This window comes from Pseudomonas sp. RT6P73 (assembly GCF_054897715.1).
On sequence record NZ_JBUBUV010000002.1, the window covers coordinates 4,019,464 to 4,035,782 of the forward strand.

Annotated in this window: 15 protein-coding genes; 2 read left to right on the forward strand and 13 right to left on the reverse strand. The window is 59.1% G+C overall.

The genetic code is table 11. The annotated features are described in order from the left end of the window. Window positions 1-40: 40 nt before the first annotated feature. The 10 genes from ACYZT6_RS18800 to ACYZT6_RS18845 form a co-directional block, all read right to left on the reverse strand. A complete protein-coding gene (locus ACYZT6_RS18800; RefSeq protein ID WP_462028169.1) occupies window positions 41-2,134 on the reverse strand; it encodes an LTA synthase family protein in 2,094 nt (697 codons plus the stop codon). Between the two features lie 283 nt (window positions 2,135-2,417). Next, complete coding sequence (locus ACYZT6_RS18805; protein WP_462028170.1) at window positions 2,418-3,023, reverse strand: START domain-containing protein; 606 nt, start codon at window positions 3,021-3,023, stop codon at window positions 2,418-2,420. 40 nt (window positions 3,024-3,063) lie between these two features. Beyond that, complete coding sequence (locus tag ACYZT6_RS18810; protein ID WP_462028171.1) at window positions 3,064-3,318, reverse strand: YkgJ family cysteine cluster protein; 255 nt, start codon at window positions 3,316-3,318, stop codon at window positions 3,064-3,066. 165 nt (window positions 3,319-3,483) lie between these two features. Next, window positions 3,484-3,975, reverse strand: a complete 492-nt coding sequence (locus tag ACYZT6_RS18815) for a translation initiation factor 2 (protein WP_462028172.1) — start codon at window positions 3,973-3,975, stop codon at window positions 3,484-3,486. An 89-nt stretch (window positions 3,976-4,064) separates the two neighbouring features. Then, the gene (locus ACYZT6_RS18820; RefSeq protein ID WP_462028173.1) at window positions 4,065-5,504 is read right to left on the reverse strand and encodes an aminotransferase-like domain-containing protein; all 1,440 of its coding nucleotides are present in this window, start codon (window positions 5,502-5,504) and stop codon (window positions 4,065-4,067) included. A gap of 326 nt (window positions 5,505-5,830) precedes the next feature. Then, window positions 5,831-6,643 (reverse strand): OmpA family protein, encoded by an 813-nt coding sequence (locus ACYZT6_RS18825; RefSeq protein ID WP_462028174.1) that lies wholly within the window; start codon window positions 6,641-6,643, stop codon window positions 5,831-5,833. Then, window positions 6,640-6,996: a DUF4398 domain-containing protein gene (locus ACYZT6_RS18830; RefSeq protein ID WP_462028175.1), complete on the reverse strand. Its 357-nt coding sequence runs from the start codon at window positions 6,994-6,996 to the stop codon at window positions 6,640-6,642. Before ACYZT6_RS18830 ends, ACYZT6_RS18825 begins: the two co-directional genes overlap by 4 nt. A 9-nt stretch (window positions 6,997-7,005) precedes the next feature. Further along, window positions 7,006-7,842: a substrate-binding periplasmic protein gene (locus ACYZT6_RS18835; protein WP_462028176.1), complete on the reverse strand. Its 837-nt coding sequence runs from the start codon at window positions 7,840-7,842 to the stop codon at window positions 7,006-7,008. A gap of 80 nt (window positions 7,843-7,922) precedes the next feature. Continuing rightward, window positions 7,923-8,852 (reverse strand): electron transfer flavoprotein subunit alpha/FixB family protein, encoded by a 930-nt coding sequence (locus tag ACYZT6_RS18840; RefSeq protein WP_462028177.1) that lies wholly within the window; start codon window positions 8,850-8,852, stop codon window positions 7,923-7,925. Continuing rightward, window positions 8,853-9,602 (reverse strand): electron transfer flavoprotein subunit beta/FixA family protein, encoded by a 750-nt coding sequence (locus ACYZT6_RS18845; RefSeq protein WP_064676439.1) that lies wholly within the window; start codon window positions 9,600-9,602, stop codon window positions 8,853-8,855. Between the two features lie 549 nt (window positions 9,603-10,151). Here ACYZT6_RS18845 and ACYZT6_RS18850 point away from each other — a divergent pair. Continuing rightward, entirely contained in the window at window positions 10,152-11,816 is a 1,665-nt protein-coding gene (locus ACYZT6_RS18850; protein ID WP_462028178.1) for an electron transfer flavoprotein-ubiquinone oxidoreductase, read from the forward strand. A gap of 183 nt (window positions 11,817-11,999) precedes the next feature. Here ACYZT6_RS18850 and ACYZT6_RS18855 read toward each other — a convergent pair whose 3' ends face one another. Further along, window positions 12,000-12,890: an AraC family transcriptional regulator gene (locus ACYZT6_RS18855; protein WP_462028179.1), complete on the reverse strand. Its 891-nt coding sequence runs from the start codon at window positions 12,888-12,890 to the stop codon at window positions 12,000-12,002. A gap of 180 nt (window positions 12,891-13,070) precedes the next feature. Between ACYZT6_RS18855 and ACYZT6_RS18860 the strand changes: the two genes are divergently transcribed. After that, window positions 13,071-14,123: an NAD(P)-dependent alcohol dehydrogenase gene (locus ACYZT6_RS18860; protein ID WP_462028180.1), complete on the forward strand. Its 1,053-nt coding sequence runs from the start codon at window positions 13,071-13,073 to the stop codon at window positions 14,121-14,123. Here the strand turns inward: ACYZT6_RS18860 and ACYZT6_RS18865 are convergent. Next, window positions 14,120-14,923, reverse strand: coding sequence for an IclR family transcriptional regulator (locus ACYZT6_RS18865; RefSeq protein ID WP_462028181.1), 804 nt, complete (start codon window positions 14,921-14,923; stop codon window positions 14,120-14,122). The genes ACYZT6_RS18860 and ACYZT6_RS18865 overlap by 4 nt on opposite strands. Window positions 14,924-14,983: 60 nt before the next feature. Next, complete coding sequence (locus tag ACYZT6_RS18870) at window positions 14,984-16,294, reverse strand: MFS transporter (RefSeq protein WP_403108097.1); 1,311 nt, start codon at window positions 16,292-16,294, stop codon at window positions 14,984-14,986. Window positions 16,295-16,319: the final 25 nt, after the last annotated feature.

Below are 16,319 nucleotides of genomic sequence, written 5' to 3' on the forward strand. Positions count from 1 at the left end.
GGCCCTTGAAAAAGGGCCTCTTTTTTATTGCGCCGAAAACTTAGTCCGGCTTGCCGTCAACCACACCGGCGGTGTTGTCGATCAGGCTTTTGGTGGCCGTCTGGATGAACGACTCAAGCTTTTGCTTCAGCGCCGCTTCGTCAGTCGACGCCGGGATCACTTCACCTTTCGAATTGGCACCCAATTCGTACTGGTACAGCTTGGGCGGCATTTCCTTAGGCAGCACCAACACGCGATCGGCGGTCAGCAACGCTACGGTTTGATCGCTGCCCGATGGCTTGATCACGCCGAAGCCCTTGTCGCCTTCCGGCAGGTTCAGCAAGTCACGACCCCAGCACTGGTGAATCACTTCGCCACCGATTCGCCCCATGATGGTCGGCACGATGTCGATCTGAGTGCCCACGGTGTGGTCAACCTGACCGAATTTGTCCTGCACGCCCGGCCCGATCAGCAGCATCGGCACGTTGAAACGGCCCAGGTCCATCTCGGTGATCTGCTGCTCGTTGCCGAAACCATGGTCGCCGACCACCACGAACAGGGTTTCATTGAAGTACGGCTCTTTACGCGCCTTCTCGAAGAACTGACCCAGCGCCCAGTCGGAGTAACGCATAGCGGTCAAATGTTCGTTGAGGCTGCCACGGTCGGTCACGCGCTCGACCGGCAAAGGCGTCGGCAAGGCGTACGGCGTGTGGTTGGACAGGGTTTGCAGCAAGGCATAGAACGGTTTTTTGTCCTTGCCATCGCGGGCTTTCAACTCTTCCAGGCCACGGTTGAACATGTCCTGGTCGGACACGCCCCAGGTCGGGTCGGAGAACACCGGGTTAACGAAGTCATTACGCCCGATGAAGTTGGTCATGCCCTGGTTGCTGAAGAAGCCCGACTGGTTGTCCCAGGCGAAGTCACCGTTGTAGACGTACACATCGTCGTAGTCACGGGCGCTGAGCAACTGCGGCAGGCCGGACAGTTTGTGACTGCCTTCCGGGGTCTGCATCAGGTATTCGAAACCTGGCAGGTTCGGAAAGCAGGCCATGGTGGCAAACATGCCCTGGTGGGTGTGGGTGCCGTTGGAGAAGAAGCGGTCGAACAGCAGACCTTCTTTCGACAGTTTGTCGAAGTACGGCGTGACGTTCCCCGGACGACCCAGTGCGCCCACCGAATGACCGGCGAAGCTTTCCATCAGGATCACAACCACGTTCTTGATCGGCAGGGTCTTGTCAGCGGCCGGGGAGTAGTTACGACGCACGGCCGCGGTTTCGCCATCCACCAGTTTGTCGCTAGGGGTCAGCAACATGTCGCGGACGGTCTGCTGAGCCAGGGGCTGTTCCAGCGTGGATTTCCAGATGTTGTCGCGATCTTCGGACATCCGGCTCTTGGCCGCCGCGATCAGCGACAGTGTGCCGTTGAGGCCCAACTGGTTGGCGAAGTTCGAGTCGGTGGTGTAGACGTCACCCCAACGCATTGGCGGGCCCTGACGCAGAGTGCCACGAGCAGCGACTACGCAGACCAGCAGGCAGACCACAAATACGACGCCTCGCGCATACCACGGGGCGATCTGGCGCGTGCCGATGCTGCCGCCGCTGAACGGACCGCGTGGACGGGTCGCACGGTCCGCGCCCTTGAACGCGAGGGTCAGGATCAACGTACCGAAAGCCCAGGCCAGCAGGTAACGAACCACAGGAAAACCGTACCAGAGCATGCTCATCACGGTTTTCGGGTCTTCCTTCACGTACTGGAAGACCAGGCCGTTGAGGCGCTGGTGGAACTCGCGGTAGAAATCCATCTCCATCAGGCCGAGGAACAGCGCGATGCTCGAGGCAATGGTCAGCCAGAAGCGGAAGAACCCGCGAGCGGCCATGGCCCGGGCACTGAACAGTGCCAGTATCAGCGGAATGCTGAGGTAGACCACCAGGCGCAGGTCGAAACGCAGGCCATTGGCGAACGCCTCAAAAAAGGTCGAGGCCGGTGTATCGAGGATCATTTCGCGGTTATAGACCAGCAGCGCGACGCGCAGCAGGCTGAACATGACCATCATGACCAAGGCGCACAGCAGCGTGTAGGCCAGATGCGATTTGACGGTCGGTTGCAGCAGGCGACTAGAAGCTCGCTGCTGATTCAGGGCGTCCGGGATTGCCATGTCGTTTTAGGACCCATTGGAAGTTGAAGTTTCAAAAATAAAGCGGCGCCCTGCCCTCTGTTGGCCAGTTCTCGGCCCCGGGGCTTGCGCGGTGCGCAAATGTTGCACGATCAACCGCAGCATTGCCATTGATTAGTGCCCGGAATGTTGACGCGGGCGAATTGTCTTGGAGGCATTGTGAAAATTTCGTGCAACGCATATCCGGAAACAAAATAAACCCCCACCCCTCATAGAAAACGCAAACGCCCCGAAAGGTCGGGGCGTTTTATGGAACAGCGCGCGGTTACTTCTCGGCGCGTTCTTTCAGGGCCTTCAGGGTGTTGAACGGCGCATCGACCACGAACTTGTTGGCGACCATCGATGGGATACTGCCGCCTGGCTCGGTGTGCACCTGGTAGGTCACTTCAATCTGGTCGCCCTTGGGGACGAACTTCCAGAAACCGTCGACCTTGGTGACACGCACGAATCCCTTTTCCTCAGGGATGTACTTCGGCACGCCTTCGAGCTTGCGTGTCAGGCTGCCATCGGCGCCTTCGGTGGTGGTGATATGCAGCACCGAATCACGCGGGGTCACCGGCCACGGGGTATTGAATTGAGTGTAGGTCCAGCTCTGATCGCCTTCGTGCTTGAGCAGTTTCTGGGTCTTGCACTCGTGAATCCAGGTGCAGGCGCCTGCCACGTCTTCCTGCAGCGCACGCAATTTGGCCATGGTGGTCTTCATCAGGGTGACGCCCTGGTAGGCCTTGTAGTCGGAACCGGCCACTTCACTCAGGGACACCTTGATGCCGTCTTCATTCTTGGCCACTTTCCAGTCTTCAGCCTGCGCGGCCGTGGTGGCCAGCAACACGGTCAAACCACACAGCACAGCCATACGATGCAGCGAACCCATAGTCTTATTCCTTATTGTTGAAGTTCCGTTCGTGAACACATCATGCAGCCGTCATTTGCTCCCACCATCCGAGCAACTTGATCGCTTCGTCACTGCTGCTTCCGCAGACTTCGACGTCGGCCCCAAACGCCGAACACACGGCAGGACGTTTCGGATCGCCGAAAATACTGCACAGGTTATCGACAGACAGTTGTAGGCAACGTTCGCCAGCGGCTTTGCCATTGGGCATGCCGGGAATCGGTGAACTGATGGAAGGGGCAATGCAACAGGCGCCACAGCCTTCACGGCATTTCATGACGACAAGCTCCTCGCGACGGGCGATGTGTTAATAGACGGGGCACAGAGTAACCGCTAAAACAGTTGTTTAAAATTACCTGGGCCGGGGTTTTTGCGCTCAAACGGATGTGACTGAACAGTCTCCGACAAAGTGTCTGGCCAGCAGGTCACAGATGGGAAGGAATTACCGCTTGAACTCGAATTCCAGCGCCGCGCCTTCGACTTCACGGCGCTCTTCGTTTCGCAGTTGCAACTGCATTTCGTTGCTGATCAGCCTTCCGTTGAGCTGAAACGGCGCGCTCTTGTCACCGAACATTTGTGGCAACACAGCGTCGCGCTTGGGCAATGGGACCGTACCGACCGGTTTTAGCTCCTCCGCCATGTCCTGGGGCAGGCTCAAATCCAGGTCGGCCGAAGGAAGCTTGGTTTTCACGACGTCACTGGCGGGTTTGGACTTGGAGGCAATTGGCGGTCGTTTTTTCACCACTGCCGCTTTCTTTTTTACCGGCGAGGCGTTCTTTTTGACCACAGCGGTTTTCTTGACGGGCGCTGGTTTTTTTGAGGTTTCGCTGGTGGCTGCCGGTTTTTCCTGTGTCGAAGCCGCCATGACGCCTTGGGCATGAACGGTCATGAAGAGACAAATCGATAGGCAGGCGGCAGGAAAAATCGGTTTCATGGACCCAACGACGCTAACGGCAGAGGGCCATATGCTCCCCTGTTGTACGCAGCCTGACAAGTACGTGTACGAAACGACCGGCGCTCTTGTCAGAAACCGCTGGCCGTTTCCTGGCAAAGCTGCGTTGCCAACATCCCCAGCGTCATCAATGCGCGCTCGGCTTCACGGTTCCAGGGCGTGCCGCAGTTCAGGCGAATGCAGTGATTGAACTGCTCGGTGTTACTGAAAATCAGACCCGGCGCGATGCTGATGCCCTGCTGCAATGCACGTACATGCAGTTCCTGAGTGTTGACCCTGCCGGGCAAACTGACCCACAGAATGAAGCCGCCCGTGGGCCGGGTCATCTGCGTGCCTTCCGGGAAATGCTGCTGCACGGCCAATTGGAAGGCGCTGAGGTTCTTGCGGTATTCCTGACGGATGTAGCGCAAGTGACGGTCGTAACCGCCATTCTCCAGGTAGGCGGCGATACCCATTTGCGTGACGCTGCACGCCGAATGCGTACTGAACGTCTGCAAACGCTGAATCTCTTGCTGGTATTTTCCGGCGATCATCCAGCCAATCCGCACACCCGGTGACAGGGTCTTGGAGAAGCTCGAGCAATAGATCACTCGATCCAGCCGGTCGTAGGCTTTAAGTGATTTGGTCCGGCCTTGTTCGAACATCAACTCGCCGTAGATATCGTCTTCAACAATCTGGATATCGAAATCCGAGGCCAGGCGCAGCAGTTGTTTCTGCCGCTCTTCGGGCATGGTGCCGCCCAGCGGATTACTCAGACGAGTGGTCAGCACCAGTGCCTTGATCGACCACTGGTTGGCCGCCAATTGCAGGGCTTCGAGGCTCATGCCGGTCGCCGGGTCGCTGGGGATCTCGATGACTTTGAGGCCCAGCAGGTCGGCCAGTTGCAGCAACCCATAATAAGTCGGCGACTCGGCGGCGATCAGGTCGCCCGGCCGGGTCAGCACACGAAGAGACATCTGCAACGCATCGACGCAGCCGTGGGTGATCACCACTTCGGACGGATCAACCACCACGCCGGCATCACGCATGCGGATCGCCACCTGTCGGCGCAACGGTTCGAAACCGGGGCTGAACATGTAGCTGAAGGCACGCGGGCTATGGAAACGGGTGACCTTGGCCAATTGCTGATGCAAGGCGCGGACCGGCAGATAGTCGACGCTCGGTACCGCTGCGCCCAAGGGAAAAACGCCCTCGCGGCGGGATTCGACCAACACTTGCTGAATAATGCTGCTGCGGGTGACCAGGCCTGGCCGTTCGACCCGGGCGATGTCCGGCGTTGGCGCCGTCAGGGCCGGCGTCTGGTGCACGTAGTAACCCGACTGCGGCCGGGCACGGATCAGCCCTTGATCCTCGAGATTGGCGTAGGCCTGCAAAACGGTCGCGTGGCTGACGTTGAGCTGCGAGCTCATCTTGCGCACCGAAGGCACGCGTTCCCCCGGTTGATAGACACCACGGCGGATGTCTTCGGCCAGTTGCTGAGCAATACGTTGATAGAGCAAGAGATTGGTCATGACGCAGCACTCGATTTCACGGGCATTTTATTCTTGTGTGAAACAATACCGGAACAGTTTAGAAGTGTACTGGGACAGTTGCCACAATAGTCGACCGTACAGTGCAGTGTCAGCAAAAACTGTACTGCTTTTATTGGCATGGCGAGAGGCAATTGGCAGGCACAAAAAAACCCGGCGCTGTCGGTCAGGCCGGGTTTGTAGGAGCCGGCTTGCTGCGGGCGGCGTTCCGACGATGGCATCACTGCGGTTCATTTGAAACCCCGCGTTGATGCTATCGCCAGCAAGCCGGCTCCTACGGAATGCGTGGCTTCACCAGGAGGCGCCCATTAGCGGGCGGCGCCGAGCTGGCCTTTTTCGTCGGAGAACACAATTTCCACCCGACGGTTCTGCGCGCGACCACGCTCGGAAGCGTTCACGTCCACCGGGTATTCATCGCCGTAGCCTTCGACTTTGATCCGTTTGTCGTCGATACCCAGGTCCATCAGCACGTCCGCCACCGATTGTGCACGGTCACGGGACAGCTTGAGGTTGTCCTGCTTGCCGCCGGTGCTGTCGGTGTAGCCCTCGATGCGGACTACGCGCTTGGGATTGAGCTGCAGGAACTGCACGATTTTCAGCACCACGCGGTTCGCCGAATTCTTCAGCTCCGCTTCGCCGGTGTCGAACAGCACATCGCCCAGGGTCATCACCAAACCTCGGTCGGTCTGCGTGGTCGCCAGGGCAACGATCTGTTCTTCGAGCCATTTGCCCTGCTGCTGAACACTGAGCAACTTGGACTCGCGCAGGGCCAGTTGCAGGCGCTGACGCTCCAGTTCGAGCTTCGCCGCGCGCTCTTCGTTGAGCACCTGATTGGTATGCTCACGTGCGATCTCACTGTAGCGCTGGCTCAGGTAAGCGTAATGCACCACGTCCGAGCCGCTGCCCCAATAGCTGGAAAGACGATCGGCGCGGGCCAGGGATTCGCCGGCACGGATCACGTCCTTGGGCGCGATTCGCAGCACGTTGGAGTCTTCCTTGACCTTCTGGAACTCACTGCCGGCCTGCTGCAACACGGTCTCGCTGTGTTGGCCGGCGCAGCCGTAAAGGCTTGCGCAACCTGCCAGGATCAAACCGCCAAGTGCTTTGGACTTGAAGCTCATTGGGCATCTCCCAGTTGCTTGCGCAGGCGAGTGATACGGGTGTTGAGCACATTCAGCTGCTCCTCGCTCTTGAGGGTCAGCACCTTGGCTTCGGCCAGGCGCGCGTCCAGTTCGGCTTGTTCAGCACGCATGCGCGCATGCTTGTAGGACTGATCCGTCATGTCGCCCTGGGCACGGGAAAACTTGTCTTCGGCCAGTTTCATTTCCGGCACGTCTTCGGCGGTGGCACCCACGGCTTTGGCTTGCACGAGTGCCTGCTCGGTCAGGCGTATTTGTTCATTCGGCGCCGGATCGGCTGCACAACCCGCCAGAGCCAGAACGGCCAGGGCAGCGAAAAGAGGTCGAATACTCACTAAAAATCCCTACTGTTTTGGGGTACTGGCGGGTTGTTGCGGCTGCTGCTGTTGCTGCGCTTTCCAGCGCTCGATATTGCGTTGCAGCACGGCTTCCGTCAGTCCGGACGCGGGCAATTCTGTCATCTTTTTGGCCAGCTGTCCGCGCAACCACGGATCGTTGCAGGCGGAGTTATGGGAAACCGCGAGGAACAGGCCGGGTTTGTCGACCGGTTGGGGGCGAGCGATCAGGTCGTTGGCCATGCTCAGGGTTTGCGCGGCGGCCATGCCCGAGTAGCGTCCCGCGAGGACAAATTCCACCTCGCCCAGCAGCAATTTCTGAAAGGCCTGAGTCAGATTCGGAGTACGCAGGAGGGTCAATTGCTGCTCGGCGAAAGTGCCGAATGCCTGGGTCATTCGAGACTTTTCCGACACGGCACCGGGATGACCGTGAAGGTCTTGCGCTTCGTTGTAGACCAATGCCGAGTCTTTTCGAGTCCAGACCAGATAGTCATTTTCCAGCAGCGGCGGATGGATGTAATCCAGGGTGTCCAGTTCGCTGACTGTCAACGGCGCATCAGCCAGCATGTCCATGCGTCCGCTGCGTACCTCGTCCAGAGCCTGGGAGCGCTTGCCGGCGTAAAGCAATTCGACCTTGATACCCAACTCCCCTGCCACGTGTTGCAACAGGTCAGCACTGGCGCCGATCAAATACTTGGGGTTTTGCGGGTCTTGCCACAAGTACGGCGGCGCGTCAGGGCTGCCGGTCACCACCAGGCGTTCGCACTTGCCGGCAGCCACGGCCAATGCCGGCAGCACCGTCAGCCCCAGCAGTAATGACCAGCCACACACGCGGCGCAAATCCATGGCGATACTCTCCCACCCAAATCCGGAACAAAAAAAAGCCCGACCAAAAGGTCGGGCTCTTTATAAGTCAAGCGACTGGATTAGACCAGCTTCTCGAACTCGGGGATTGCTTCGAACAGGTCTGCCACCAGGCCGTAATCGGCCACCTGGAAGATCGGCGCTTCTTCATCCTTGTTGATCGCAACGATCACTTTGGAGTCTTTCATGCCGGCCAGGTGCTGGATCGCGCCGGAGATACCGACGGCGATGTACAGCTGTGGAGCAACGATCTTGCCGGTCTGACCGACCTGCATGTCGTTGGGTACAAAACCTGCATCGACCGCGGCGCGGGAAGCACCGACGGCAGCGCCCAGCTTGTCGGCCAGGGCGTACAGGTGTTTGAAGTTGTCGCCGTTCTGCATGCCGCGACCGCCGGAAACGACGATTTTGGCAGCGGTCAGTTCCGGACGATCGGACTTGGCCAGTTCTTCGCCAACGAAGCTCGAAATGCCAGCGTCGTGAGCAGCAGCAACCGCTTCAACAGCGGCCGAACCACCCTCGGCAGCAACCGGGTCGAAACCGGTGGCACGCACGGTGATCACTTTGACCGCAGCGTTCGATTGAACGGTAGCGATCGCGTTACCGGCATAGATCGGGCGCTTGAAGGTGTCAGCGCTTTCGACCGAGATGATCTCGGAGATCTGGTCAACGTCCAGCTGAGCGGCAACGCGCGGCAGGATGTTTTTGCCATTGGAGGTTGCAGCCGCCAGAACGTGGCTGTAGCCCTTGCCCAACTCAGCTACCAGCGGCGCTACGTTTTCCGGCAGTTGGTGAGCGTAGGCGGCGTTGTCGGCCACCAGCACTTTAGCCACGCCAGCGATTTTCGCAGCGGCTTCAGCCACGGCGCCAACGCCCTGGCCGGCAACCAGAACGTGGATGTCACCGCCGATTTTGGCGGCAGCAGCCACGGTGTTCAGTGTGGCCGGGGCCACTACTTTGTTGTCGTGTTCAGCAATAACCAAGATAGTCATTTAGATTACCTTCGCTTCGTTTTTCAGTTTCTCGACCAGTTCAGCCACCGACTTGACCTTGATACCCGCGCTGCGTGCAGCAGGCGCTTCGACTTTCACGGTCTTGTTGGTGGAGGCGGTGGAAACGCCCAAAGCGTCCGGAGTCAGCACTTCGAGAGGCTTCTTCTTGGCTTTCATGATATTTGGCAGGGACGCGTAGCGCGGCTCGTTCAAACGCAGGTCGGTGGTGACGATGGCCGGCAGTTTCAGGGAAACCGTCTGCGCGCCGCCGTCGACTTCGCGAGTCACGGCAACGCTGTCGCCGCTGATTTCGACTTTGGACGCGAAAGTGCCCTGACCGTAGCCGCTCAACGCAGCGAGCATCTGGCCAGTCTGGTTGTTGTCGCTGTCGATGGCTTGTTTGCCAAGGATTACCAGCTGAGGCTGTTCCTTGTCGACAACAGCTTTCAACAGCTTGGCAACGGCCAGAGATGTCAGGTCTTCGGCGGATTCAACGAGGATGGCGCGGTCAGCACCCAGAGCCAGCGCGGTGCGCAGTTGCTCTTGAGCGGTGGTCGGGCCGATGGAGACGACGACGATTTCAGTCGCAACGCCTTTCTCTTTCAGGCGTACGGCTTCTTCCACTGCGATTTCGCAGAATGGGTTCATCGACATCTTGACGTTGGCGAGGTCTACGCCGGAATTGTCCGCCTTGACGCGAACCTTGACGTTGTAATCCACAACGCGTTTGACAGCTACAAGAACCTTCATGGATTCCTCGTTACTCTCCGGTGAAAAGAAAGTCGCCTAGGCGAACCTGGCGGTTTGATGCTCATCGGCGCAAGGGCACCTCTAAAAACGCTGGCAGGTGTATCGGGTGAACCTTGCTCACGAGGCGTGATGACCGTTCGTCAGTGGTGACCGACAAGTCATTCATTATCGCGGCGTGTAAACTGCGCGCCAAACCTGCGCAGCAAATCACCTAGTACTGCCATCGCCCTGTCTTTAGAGGTGCTCTTGATACCAACAGTCAGCCTACGGCGAGCGCAAAACCGACCGTATCTTGACCGGAACGCCTATTCCGGTCAATACGGCAAAATAGCCGTTCATAAGCCGCGTGACTTTGATTTCTCTGGCTTTGAGCCAATTCAAACAAACGTTTGTATTGGACGCTAGGAGTGGTGTAGATATAATGCGCCACCCAGAGAGAAAGGTGGTCTATCGATTGTCCTGTTCCGCGCATTGCGCAGGAATTCATGGATGCGACACCAAACCTCCAATTAGAAAAAAAACTGTTGAGCCTTGAGTAGGAGATAACCTGTGGAACGCGAATACATGGAATTCGACGTGGTCATCGTCGGTGCCGGCCCCGCGGGTCTTTCCGCCGCCTGCCGCTTGAAGCAGAAGGCCGCTGAAGCCGGTAAGGAAATCAGCGTCTGCGTGGTCGAAAAAGGCTCCGAAGTCGGCGCACACATCCTGTCCGGCGCGATCTTCGAACCCCGCGCCCTGAACGAATTGTTCCCGGACTGGAAGGAACTCGGCGCCCCGCTGAACACGCCGGTTACCCGCGATGACATCTTCGTACTGAAAAACGCCGACAGCGCGCAAAAAATTCCTGACTTCTTTGTGCCCAAGACCATGCACAACGATGGCAACTACATCATCTCCCTGGGCAACCTGTGCCGCTGGCTGGCCCAGCAGGCCGAAAACCTGGGCGTAGAAATCTACCCGGGCTTTGCCGCCCAGGAAGCGCTGTTCGACGAGAACGGCGTGGTTCGCGGGATCATCACCGGCGATCTGGGCGTGGACCGCGAAGGTCACCCGAAAGAAGGCCTGTACACCCCTGGCATGGAACTGCGAGGCAAGTACACGCTGTTCGCCGAAGGTTGCCGCGGCCATATCGGCAAGCAGCTGATCAAGCGCTTCAACCTCGACAGCGAAGCCGACGCCCAGCACTACGGCATCGGCCTGAAAGAAATCTGGGAAGTCGACCCGGCCAAGCATCAGCCAGGCCTGGTGGTCCACACCGCCGGTTGGCCGATGGACATTATGGGCACCGAGAACACCGGCGGCTCGTTCCTCTATCACCTGGAAAACAACCAGGTTGTAGTCGGTCTGATCGTCGATCTTTCCTACAGCAACACGTACCTGTCGCCGTTCGATGAGTTCCAGCGCCTCAAGCATCACCCGGTGCTCAAGCAGTACCTGGAAGGCGGCAAGCGCATCAGCTACGGCGCTCGCGCCATCTGCAAAGGCGGCCTGAACTCGCTGCCGAAAATGGTCTTCAAGGGCGGCGCGCTGATCGGTTGCGACCTCGGCACCCTGAACTTTGCCAAGATCAAAGGCAGCCACACTGCGATGAAGTCCGGCATGCTCGCCGCTGAATCCGTGGCCGAGGCGCTGTTCGCTGAAAAGGACGGCACCGAAGAGCTGACCACTTACGTCGACGCGTTCAAGAAGAGCTGGCTCTACGACGAACTGTTCGCCAGCCGCAACTTCGGCCCGGCGATCCACAAGTTCGGCGCCATCGTCGGCGGCGGTTTCAACTGGCTGGACCAGAACATCTTCGGCGGCAAACTGCCGTTCACCTTGCACGACAACAAGCCGGACTACGCGTGCCTCAAGCTCGCGGCCGACTGCAAGAAGATCGACTACCCGAAACCGGACGGCAAGATCAGCTTCGACAAACTCAGCTCGGTGTTCATTTCTGGTACCAACCATGAAGAAGAACAGCCGTGCCACCTGAAGCTGACCGATCCGAGCATTCCGATCGCCAAGAACCTGCCGATGTACGATGAGCCTGCCCAGCGTTACTGCCCGGCCGGCGTGTACGAAGTAGTGACCAAGGAAGACGGCGAGAAGCGCTTCCAGATCAACGCCCAGAACTGCGTTCACTGCAAGACCTGCGACATCAAGGACCCTGCACAGAACATCACGTGGGTGGCACCGGAAGGTGCTGGCGGCCCGACTTACCCGAACATGTAAGCCGAACGCCTGAACATCGAGGCTCCCGAAACGGGGGCCTTTTTGTTGCATGCATTTCCCGCCAACAACACAAAAACCTGTGGGAGCGGGCTTGCCCGCGATTGCGGTGTGTCAGTCGACTTCAATGCTGGATGAGAAACCGTCATCGCGGGCAAGCCCGCTCCCACAGGATATATCGACAAATCAGGCAGCGCGTTCATCTCCCGGATTACGCTCAAAGTAGCGCTTGTACTCACGACTGAACTGCGACGTACTCTGATACCCGACCCGATGCGCCACCTGCGCCACGCCTAAACCCTCGGTGACCAGCAACGTCTGCGCCTTGAGCAAACGCAGACGCTTCAAATACTGCACCGGCGACAACAACGTGCTGCGCTTGAAATGCTCATGAAACGTCGACGCACTCATGTTTGCGCAACTGGCAAGGATTTCCACATTCAACGGCTCGGTGAAATGCCCGTGTAGATGGTTGAGCGAAGCTGCAATCCGGGCGAACTGCCCCTGCTGCTCCACCAGCGCACGCAACACATCAGCTTGCGGACCGCGCAACGCAACGAACAACAATTCCCGAAGCCGTGCCGGCCCCATGATCTGGCATTCCAGCGGATCGTGCAGGCAACGCAACAGCCGCTCCACGCAACCGCGCATCGCATCGTCGAGCACCGCTGACGTCATGGACTCCGGCGTTTGCGCAGGAATCGTGCGCCCCGGCACCAGCCCCATGGCCAACACCAGCTCCCCGAGCAGCGCTCGGTCGATGGCGATGGACACTCCGAGCATCGGCCCACCCGGCGCCGAAAACGTTTCGCACTCAAATGGCACCGGCAATGCTTGAATCAAGTAGTGACCGGCGCCGTACTCCAGCGTTCGCGGCCCCAGATACGCCAGTTTGCTGCCTTGGGCGATGATGACCAGGCTTGGCTCGTAAATCTGCGGGCCACGGGCCACATCGCAACTGGCCCGTAAAACCTGCACGCCCGGCAACGCCGTAGGGGCGAAACCATCGCGAGTGGTCAGAGGCTCAATCAGCGAAACCAGCGTGGCATTGGCATCAAGATGACGCGTTAACAACATGAGAAAAACTTCTGAAAAAAGGGGATGAAAGCATCATCGCAGGTCTGACCGCCCATTTGATCAAACGGACGCTGTTGCCGGAGGATTAGGCATGACACCCGGAGGAATCGCCATGGCCGATGGCGGACACGGCGCCCAAAATGCGTCGCCTCACTTGCCACTGCTTCTGCGAGGTTCACCATGTACACCGCCATCGGATACGCCGCCCAGTCGGCCACCACTCCCCTCGCCCCCGTGAAATTCGAGCGCCGCAGCTCACGGGCCGACGACGTTGCGATCGATATTCTCTACTGCGGCGTCTGCCATTCCGACATCCACCAGGCACGCAACGAGTGGGGCATTGCCGTTTACCCGCTGATGCCCGGCCACGAGATCGTAGGCAAAGTTACCGCGATTGGTGCGAACGTCACCCAGCACAAGGTCGGTGATCTGGTCGGTGTCGGCTGCATGGTCGATTCGTGCCGCAGCTGTGAAGCCTGCCAGTCCAACCTCGAGCAATACTGCCTCGAAGGTCCGACCATGACCTACGCCACTCCGGACCGCGTCGATGGCAGCAACACCATGGGCGGCTATTCCGACAGCATCGTGGTCAGCGAACACTTCGTCGTGCGCATCCCGGAAAAACTCGACCTGGCCAGCGCCGCGCCGATCCTCTGCGCCGGCATCACCACCTACTCGCCGCTCAAGCACTACGGCGTGAAGGCCGGCGACAAAGTAGGGATTCTCGGCATGGGCGGCCTCGGCCACATGGGCATCAAGTTCGCCAAGGCGATGGGCGCCGAAGTCACGTTGTTCACCCGTTCGGCGAGCAAGGCTGAAGAAGGTCGTCGTCAGGGCGCGGACCACGTGATCGTATCCACCGATGCTGATCAGATGAAGGCGGCGGCGGGACATTTCGACTTCCTGCTGGACACCATTCCGGTGCAGCACGACCTCAATCCCTACCTCGACACCCTGCGTTTTGATGGCGTACACATTCTCGTGGGTTTGATTGAACCGATTGATCCACCAGTCCACGCGGCCAAGTTGGTGCTGGGCCGCCGAGTACTCGCCGGCTCGCTGATCGGTGGCATTGCCGAAACCCAGGAAGTGCTGGATTTCTGCGCCGAGCACAACATCACCTGCGACATCGAAATGCTCGACATCCGCCAGATCAATGAGGCTTACGCCCGCATGATCGCTGGTGACGTGAAGTACCGTTTCGTGATCGATATGGCGACGCTCAAGGTTTAAACCTTAGCGCCGAGTTCTGCCGAGAGCCGGGCTGTGACCCCTTTGATCAGGGGAATCAGCTCGGCCATTTTTTCCAGCGGCATGTACGGCACGGTGCTGGCGATGCTGATGCCGGCGACGATGCGTTTGCTGGCATCGCGAATCGGCGCCGCGACACAACGGATCGACGGTTCGTTGTCTTCGAGATCGAAGGCGTATCCGCCGGCCACGTACTCAATCATGCGCTGTTGAAACTGCTCCCAGGACTGCTCCGGGTGCTGCGGCCAGAACAGATTTTTCCCACCTGCCGGCAGACTGACTTCGTACAGCCGCTGCCATTCTTGCTGCGAGTCATCGAGCATCAGCGCCTTGCCGATCCCGGTGCGCGCCAACGGCATGCGATGGCCGACCCGCGAACGCATTTCCGGGCCATTGCGCCCCGGATTCTTGTGCAGATACAGCACCTCGTCGCCTTCACGAATAGCCAGGTGAATGGTGTCGCCGGTCAACGCCGACAGTTCATCCAGATAAGGCCCGGCCAGGGTCACCAGCGGCAACTCTTCACGCGCCTGAAAACCCAGCTCGATCAGCTTCGGCCCCAGCAGATAACCAACTTGCGGCACCACGCGCAGGTAACGCTCGTCCACCAGGCAACTGGCCAGACGATGGGTGGTGCTGCGCGTCGTGCCGATCAGCCGGGCGATTTCCTTGAGATCGCGGGCGCCACTGGCCACGGCCTGAACCACACCCAGACCACGAAGCAATGTCTGGGTGCCGGTCGGTGCGGCGTCCTTGGCGATTTTTGGGGCGTCTTCCTGCATATCCAGCCTTTACCGTTGAGCGAGTGAACGGGCGGCATTATGGTCGCCCGATGGCTGCTACTACAACTTGATACGCTCGACCTTGCCGACCAGCAAGATGTAGGAAAGTGCACCGATCAACGCCAGAACCGAGATGTAGGTGATCGCCGGGGCAAACGAATCACCGGTCGCCAGGAAACCGATGACGATCGGCGTGGTAATCGCCGACAGGTTGCCGATGAAGTTGAACACCCCACCGGTCAATCCCAGCAACCGCGCCGGGGCCAGGGTTGATACCAGCGACCAGGTGATCGAAGCCAGCCCGTTTCCGAAGAAAGCCAATGCGAGGAAGGCAATCACCAGCGGCGTCGATTCAACGAAATTGGCGCCGATGATCGAGGTGGAAATCAGCAAGCCGCCAATGATCGGCAGTTTGCGCGCGAAGCCCACGGTGTAGCCGCGTCGGATCAGGAAATCAGAGAAAAACCCGGAACACAGCACGCCGATAAACGCTGCGAGAAACGGCAGCGACGCCAACAGGCCGGACTTGATGAAGTCCATGCCGCGGTATTTCACCAGGTAGGTCGGGAACCACGTCAGAAAAAACCACAGCGTCGAGTTGAGGCAGAACTGGCCGAGGTAGATGCCCCACAACTTGCGCTTGGTCAGCACGATGCCGAGGTCGATCCAGCTGAATTTCGCTTTCACTTTGGCTTGTTCGGCCTGGATATCCACCAGCCCGCCGCCTTCGCGGATCAGCTCGATTTCGGCGTCATTGGCGCCCTTGAAATCCCGTGGCTCGCGATACACCGCGTACCAGATGACCGCCCAGAGAATACCGACCGCACCGGTGCTGACAAATACCATGTGCCAGCCATATTGGTGTTGCAACCAGGCGAGTACCGGCGTCAGGAACGCCAGACCGACGAATTGCCCGGAGGTGTAAAAGCCAATGGCCGTGGCGCGTTCGCGCTCCGGGAACCAGGTGGTGACCACCCGGCTGTTGATCGGATACGCCGGCGCTTCCAGGGCACCGACCGCCATGCGCAAGACGAACAGCGCGATGAAGCTGGCGGCGAAGCCGAGCATGACGGTGGCGATCGACCATAGCAGCAGCGCGACGCTGTAGAGAATCCTCGGCGGAACACGATCCACCAGCCAGCCGCCGGGGATTTGCATGGCGGCGTAGGTCCAGCCGAATGCCGAGAAAATCAGCCCGACGTGGATTGGGTCGATGCCCAGTTCGCTGGTCAGCGCCGGGGCGGCAATCGACAGGTTGCTGCGGTCGAGGTAGTTGATCACCACGGTGATGAACAGCAGCACCATGATGAAAAAACGCTTGCGGCTGGGCGCCACCAACGACGCCTGCCCGGTGAGGGTTTGCGGTTGCATGGGGAATGCCTCTTCTTATGTTTAT

What these genes read in the sequence shown, in the direction of transcription:
- ACYZT6_RS18840 (WP_462028177.1), bottom strand. Translation starts at nt 8,852, where the DNA reads ATGACTATCTTGGTTATTGCTGAACACGACAACAAAGTAGTGGCCCCG.
- ACYZT6_RS18835 (WP_462028176.1), bottom strand. Translation starts at nt 7,842, where the DNA reads ATGGATTTGCGCCGCGTGTGTGGCTGGTCATTACTGCTGGGGCTGACG.
- ACYZT6_RS18845 (WP_064676439.1), bottom strand. Translation starts at nt 9,602, where the DNA reads ATGAAGGTTCTTGTAGCTGTCAAACGCGTTGTGGATTACAACGTCAAG.
- ACYZT6_RS18825 (WP_462028174.1), bottom strand. Translation starts at nt 6,643, where the DNA reads ATGAGCTTCAAGTCCAAAGCACTTGGCGGTTTGATCCTGGCAGGTTGC.
- ACYZT6_RS18855 (WP_462028179.1), bottom strand. Translation starts at nt 12,890, where the DNA reads ATGTTGTTAACGCGTCATCTTGATGCCAATGCCACGCTGGTTTCGCTG.
- ACYZT6_RS18810 (WP_462028171.1), bottom strand. Translation starts at nt 3,318, where the DNA reads ATGAAATGCCGTGAAGGCTGTGGCGCCTGTTGCATTGCCCCTTCCATC.
- ACYZT6_RS18800 (WP_462028169.1), bottom strand. Translation starts at nt 2,134, where the DNA reads ATGGCAATCCCGGACGCCCTGAATCAGCAGCGAGCTTCTAGTCGCCTG.
- ACYZT6_RS18820 (WP_462028173.1), bottom strand. Translation starts at nt 5,504, where the DNA reads ATGACCAATCTCTTGCTCTATCAACGTATTGCTCAGCAACTGGCCGAA.
- ACYZT6_RS18805 (WP_462028170.1), bottom strand. Translation starts at nt 3,023, where the DNA reads ATGGGTTCGCTGCATCGTATGGCTGTGCTGTGTGGTTTGACCGTGTTG.
- ACYZT6_RS18865 (WP_462028181.1), bottom strand. Translation starts at nt 14,923, where the DNA reads ATGCAGGAAGACGCCCCAAAAATCGCCAAGGACGCCGCACCGACCGGC.
- ACYZT6_RS18870 (WP_403108097.1), bottom strand. Translation starts at nt 16,294, where the DNA reads ATGCAACCGCAAACCCTCACCGGGCAGGCGTCGTTGGTGGCGCCCAGC.
- ACYZT6_RS18860 (WP_462028180.1), top strand. Translation starts at nt 13,071, where the DNA reads ATGTACACCGCCATCGGATACGCCGCCCAGTCGGCCACCACTCCCCTC.
- ACYZT6_RS18815 (WP_462028172.1), bottom strand. Translation starts at nt 3,975, where the DNA reads ATGAAACCGATTTTTCCTGCCGCCTGCCTATCGATTTGTCTCTTCATG.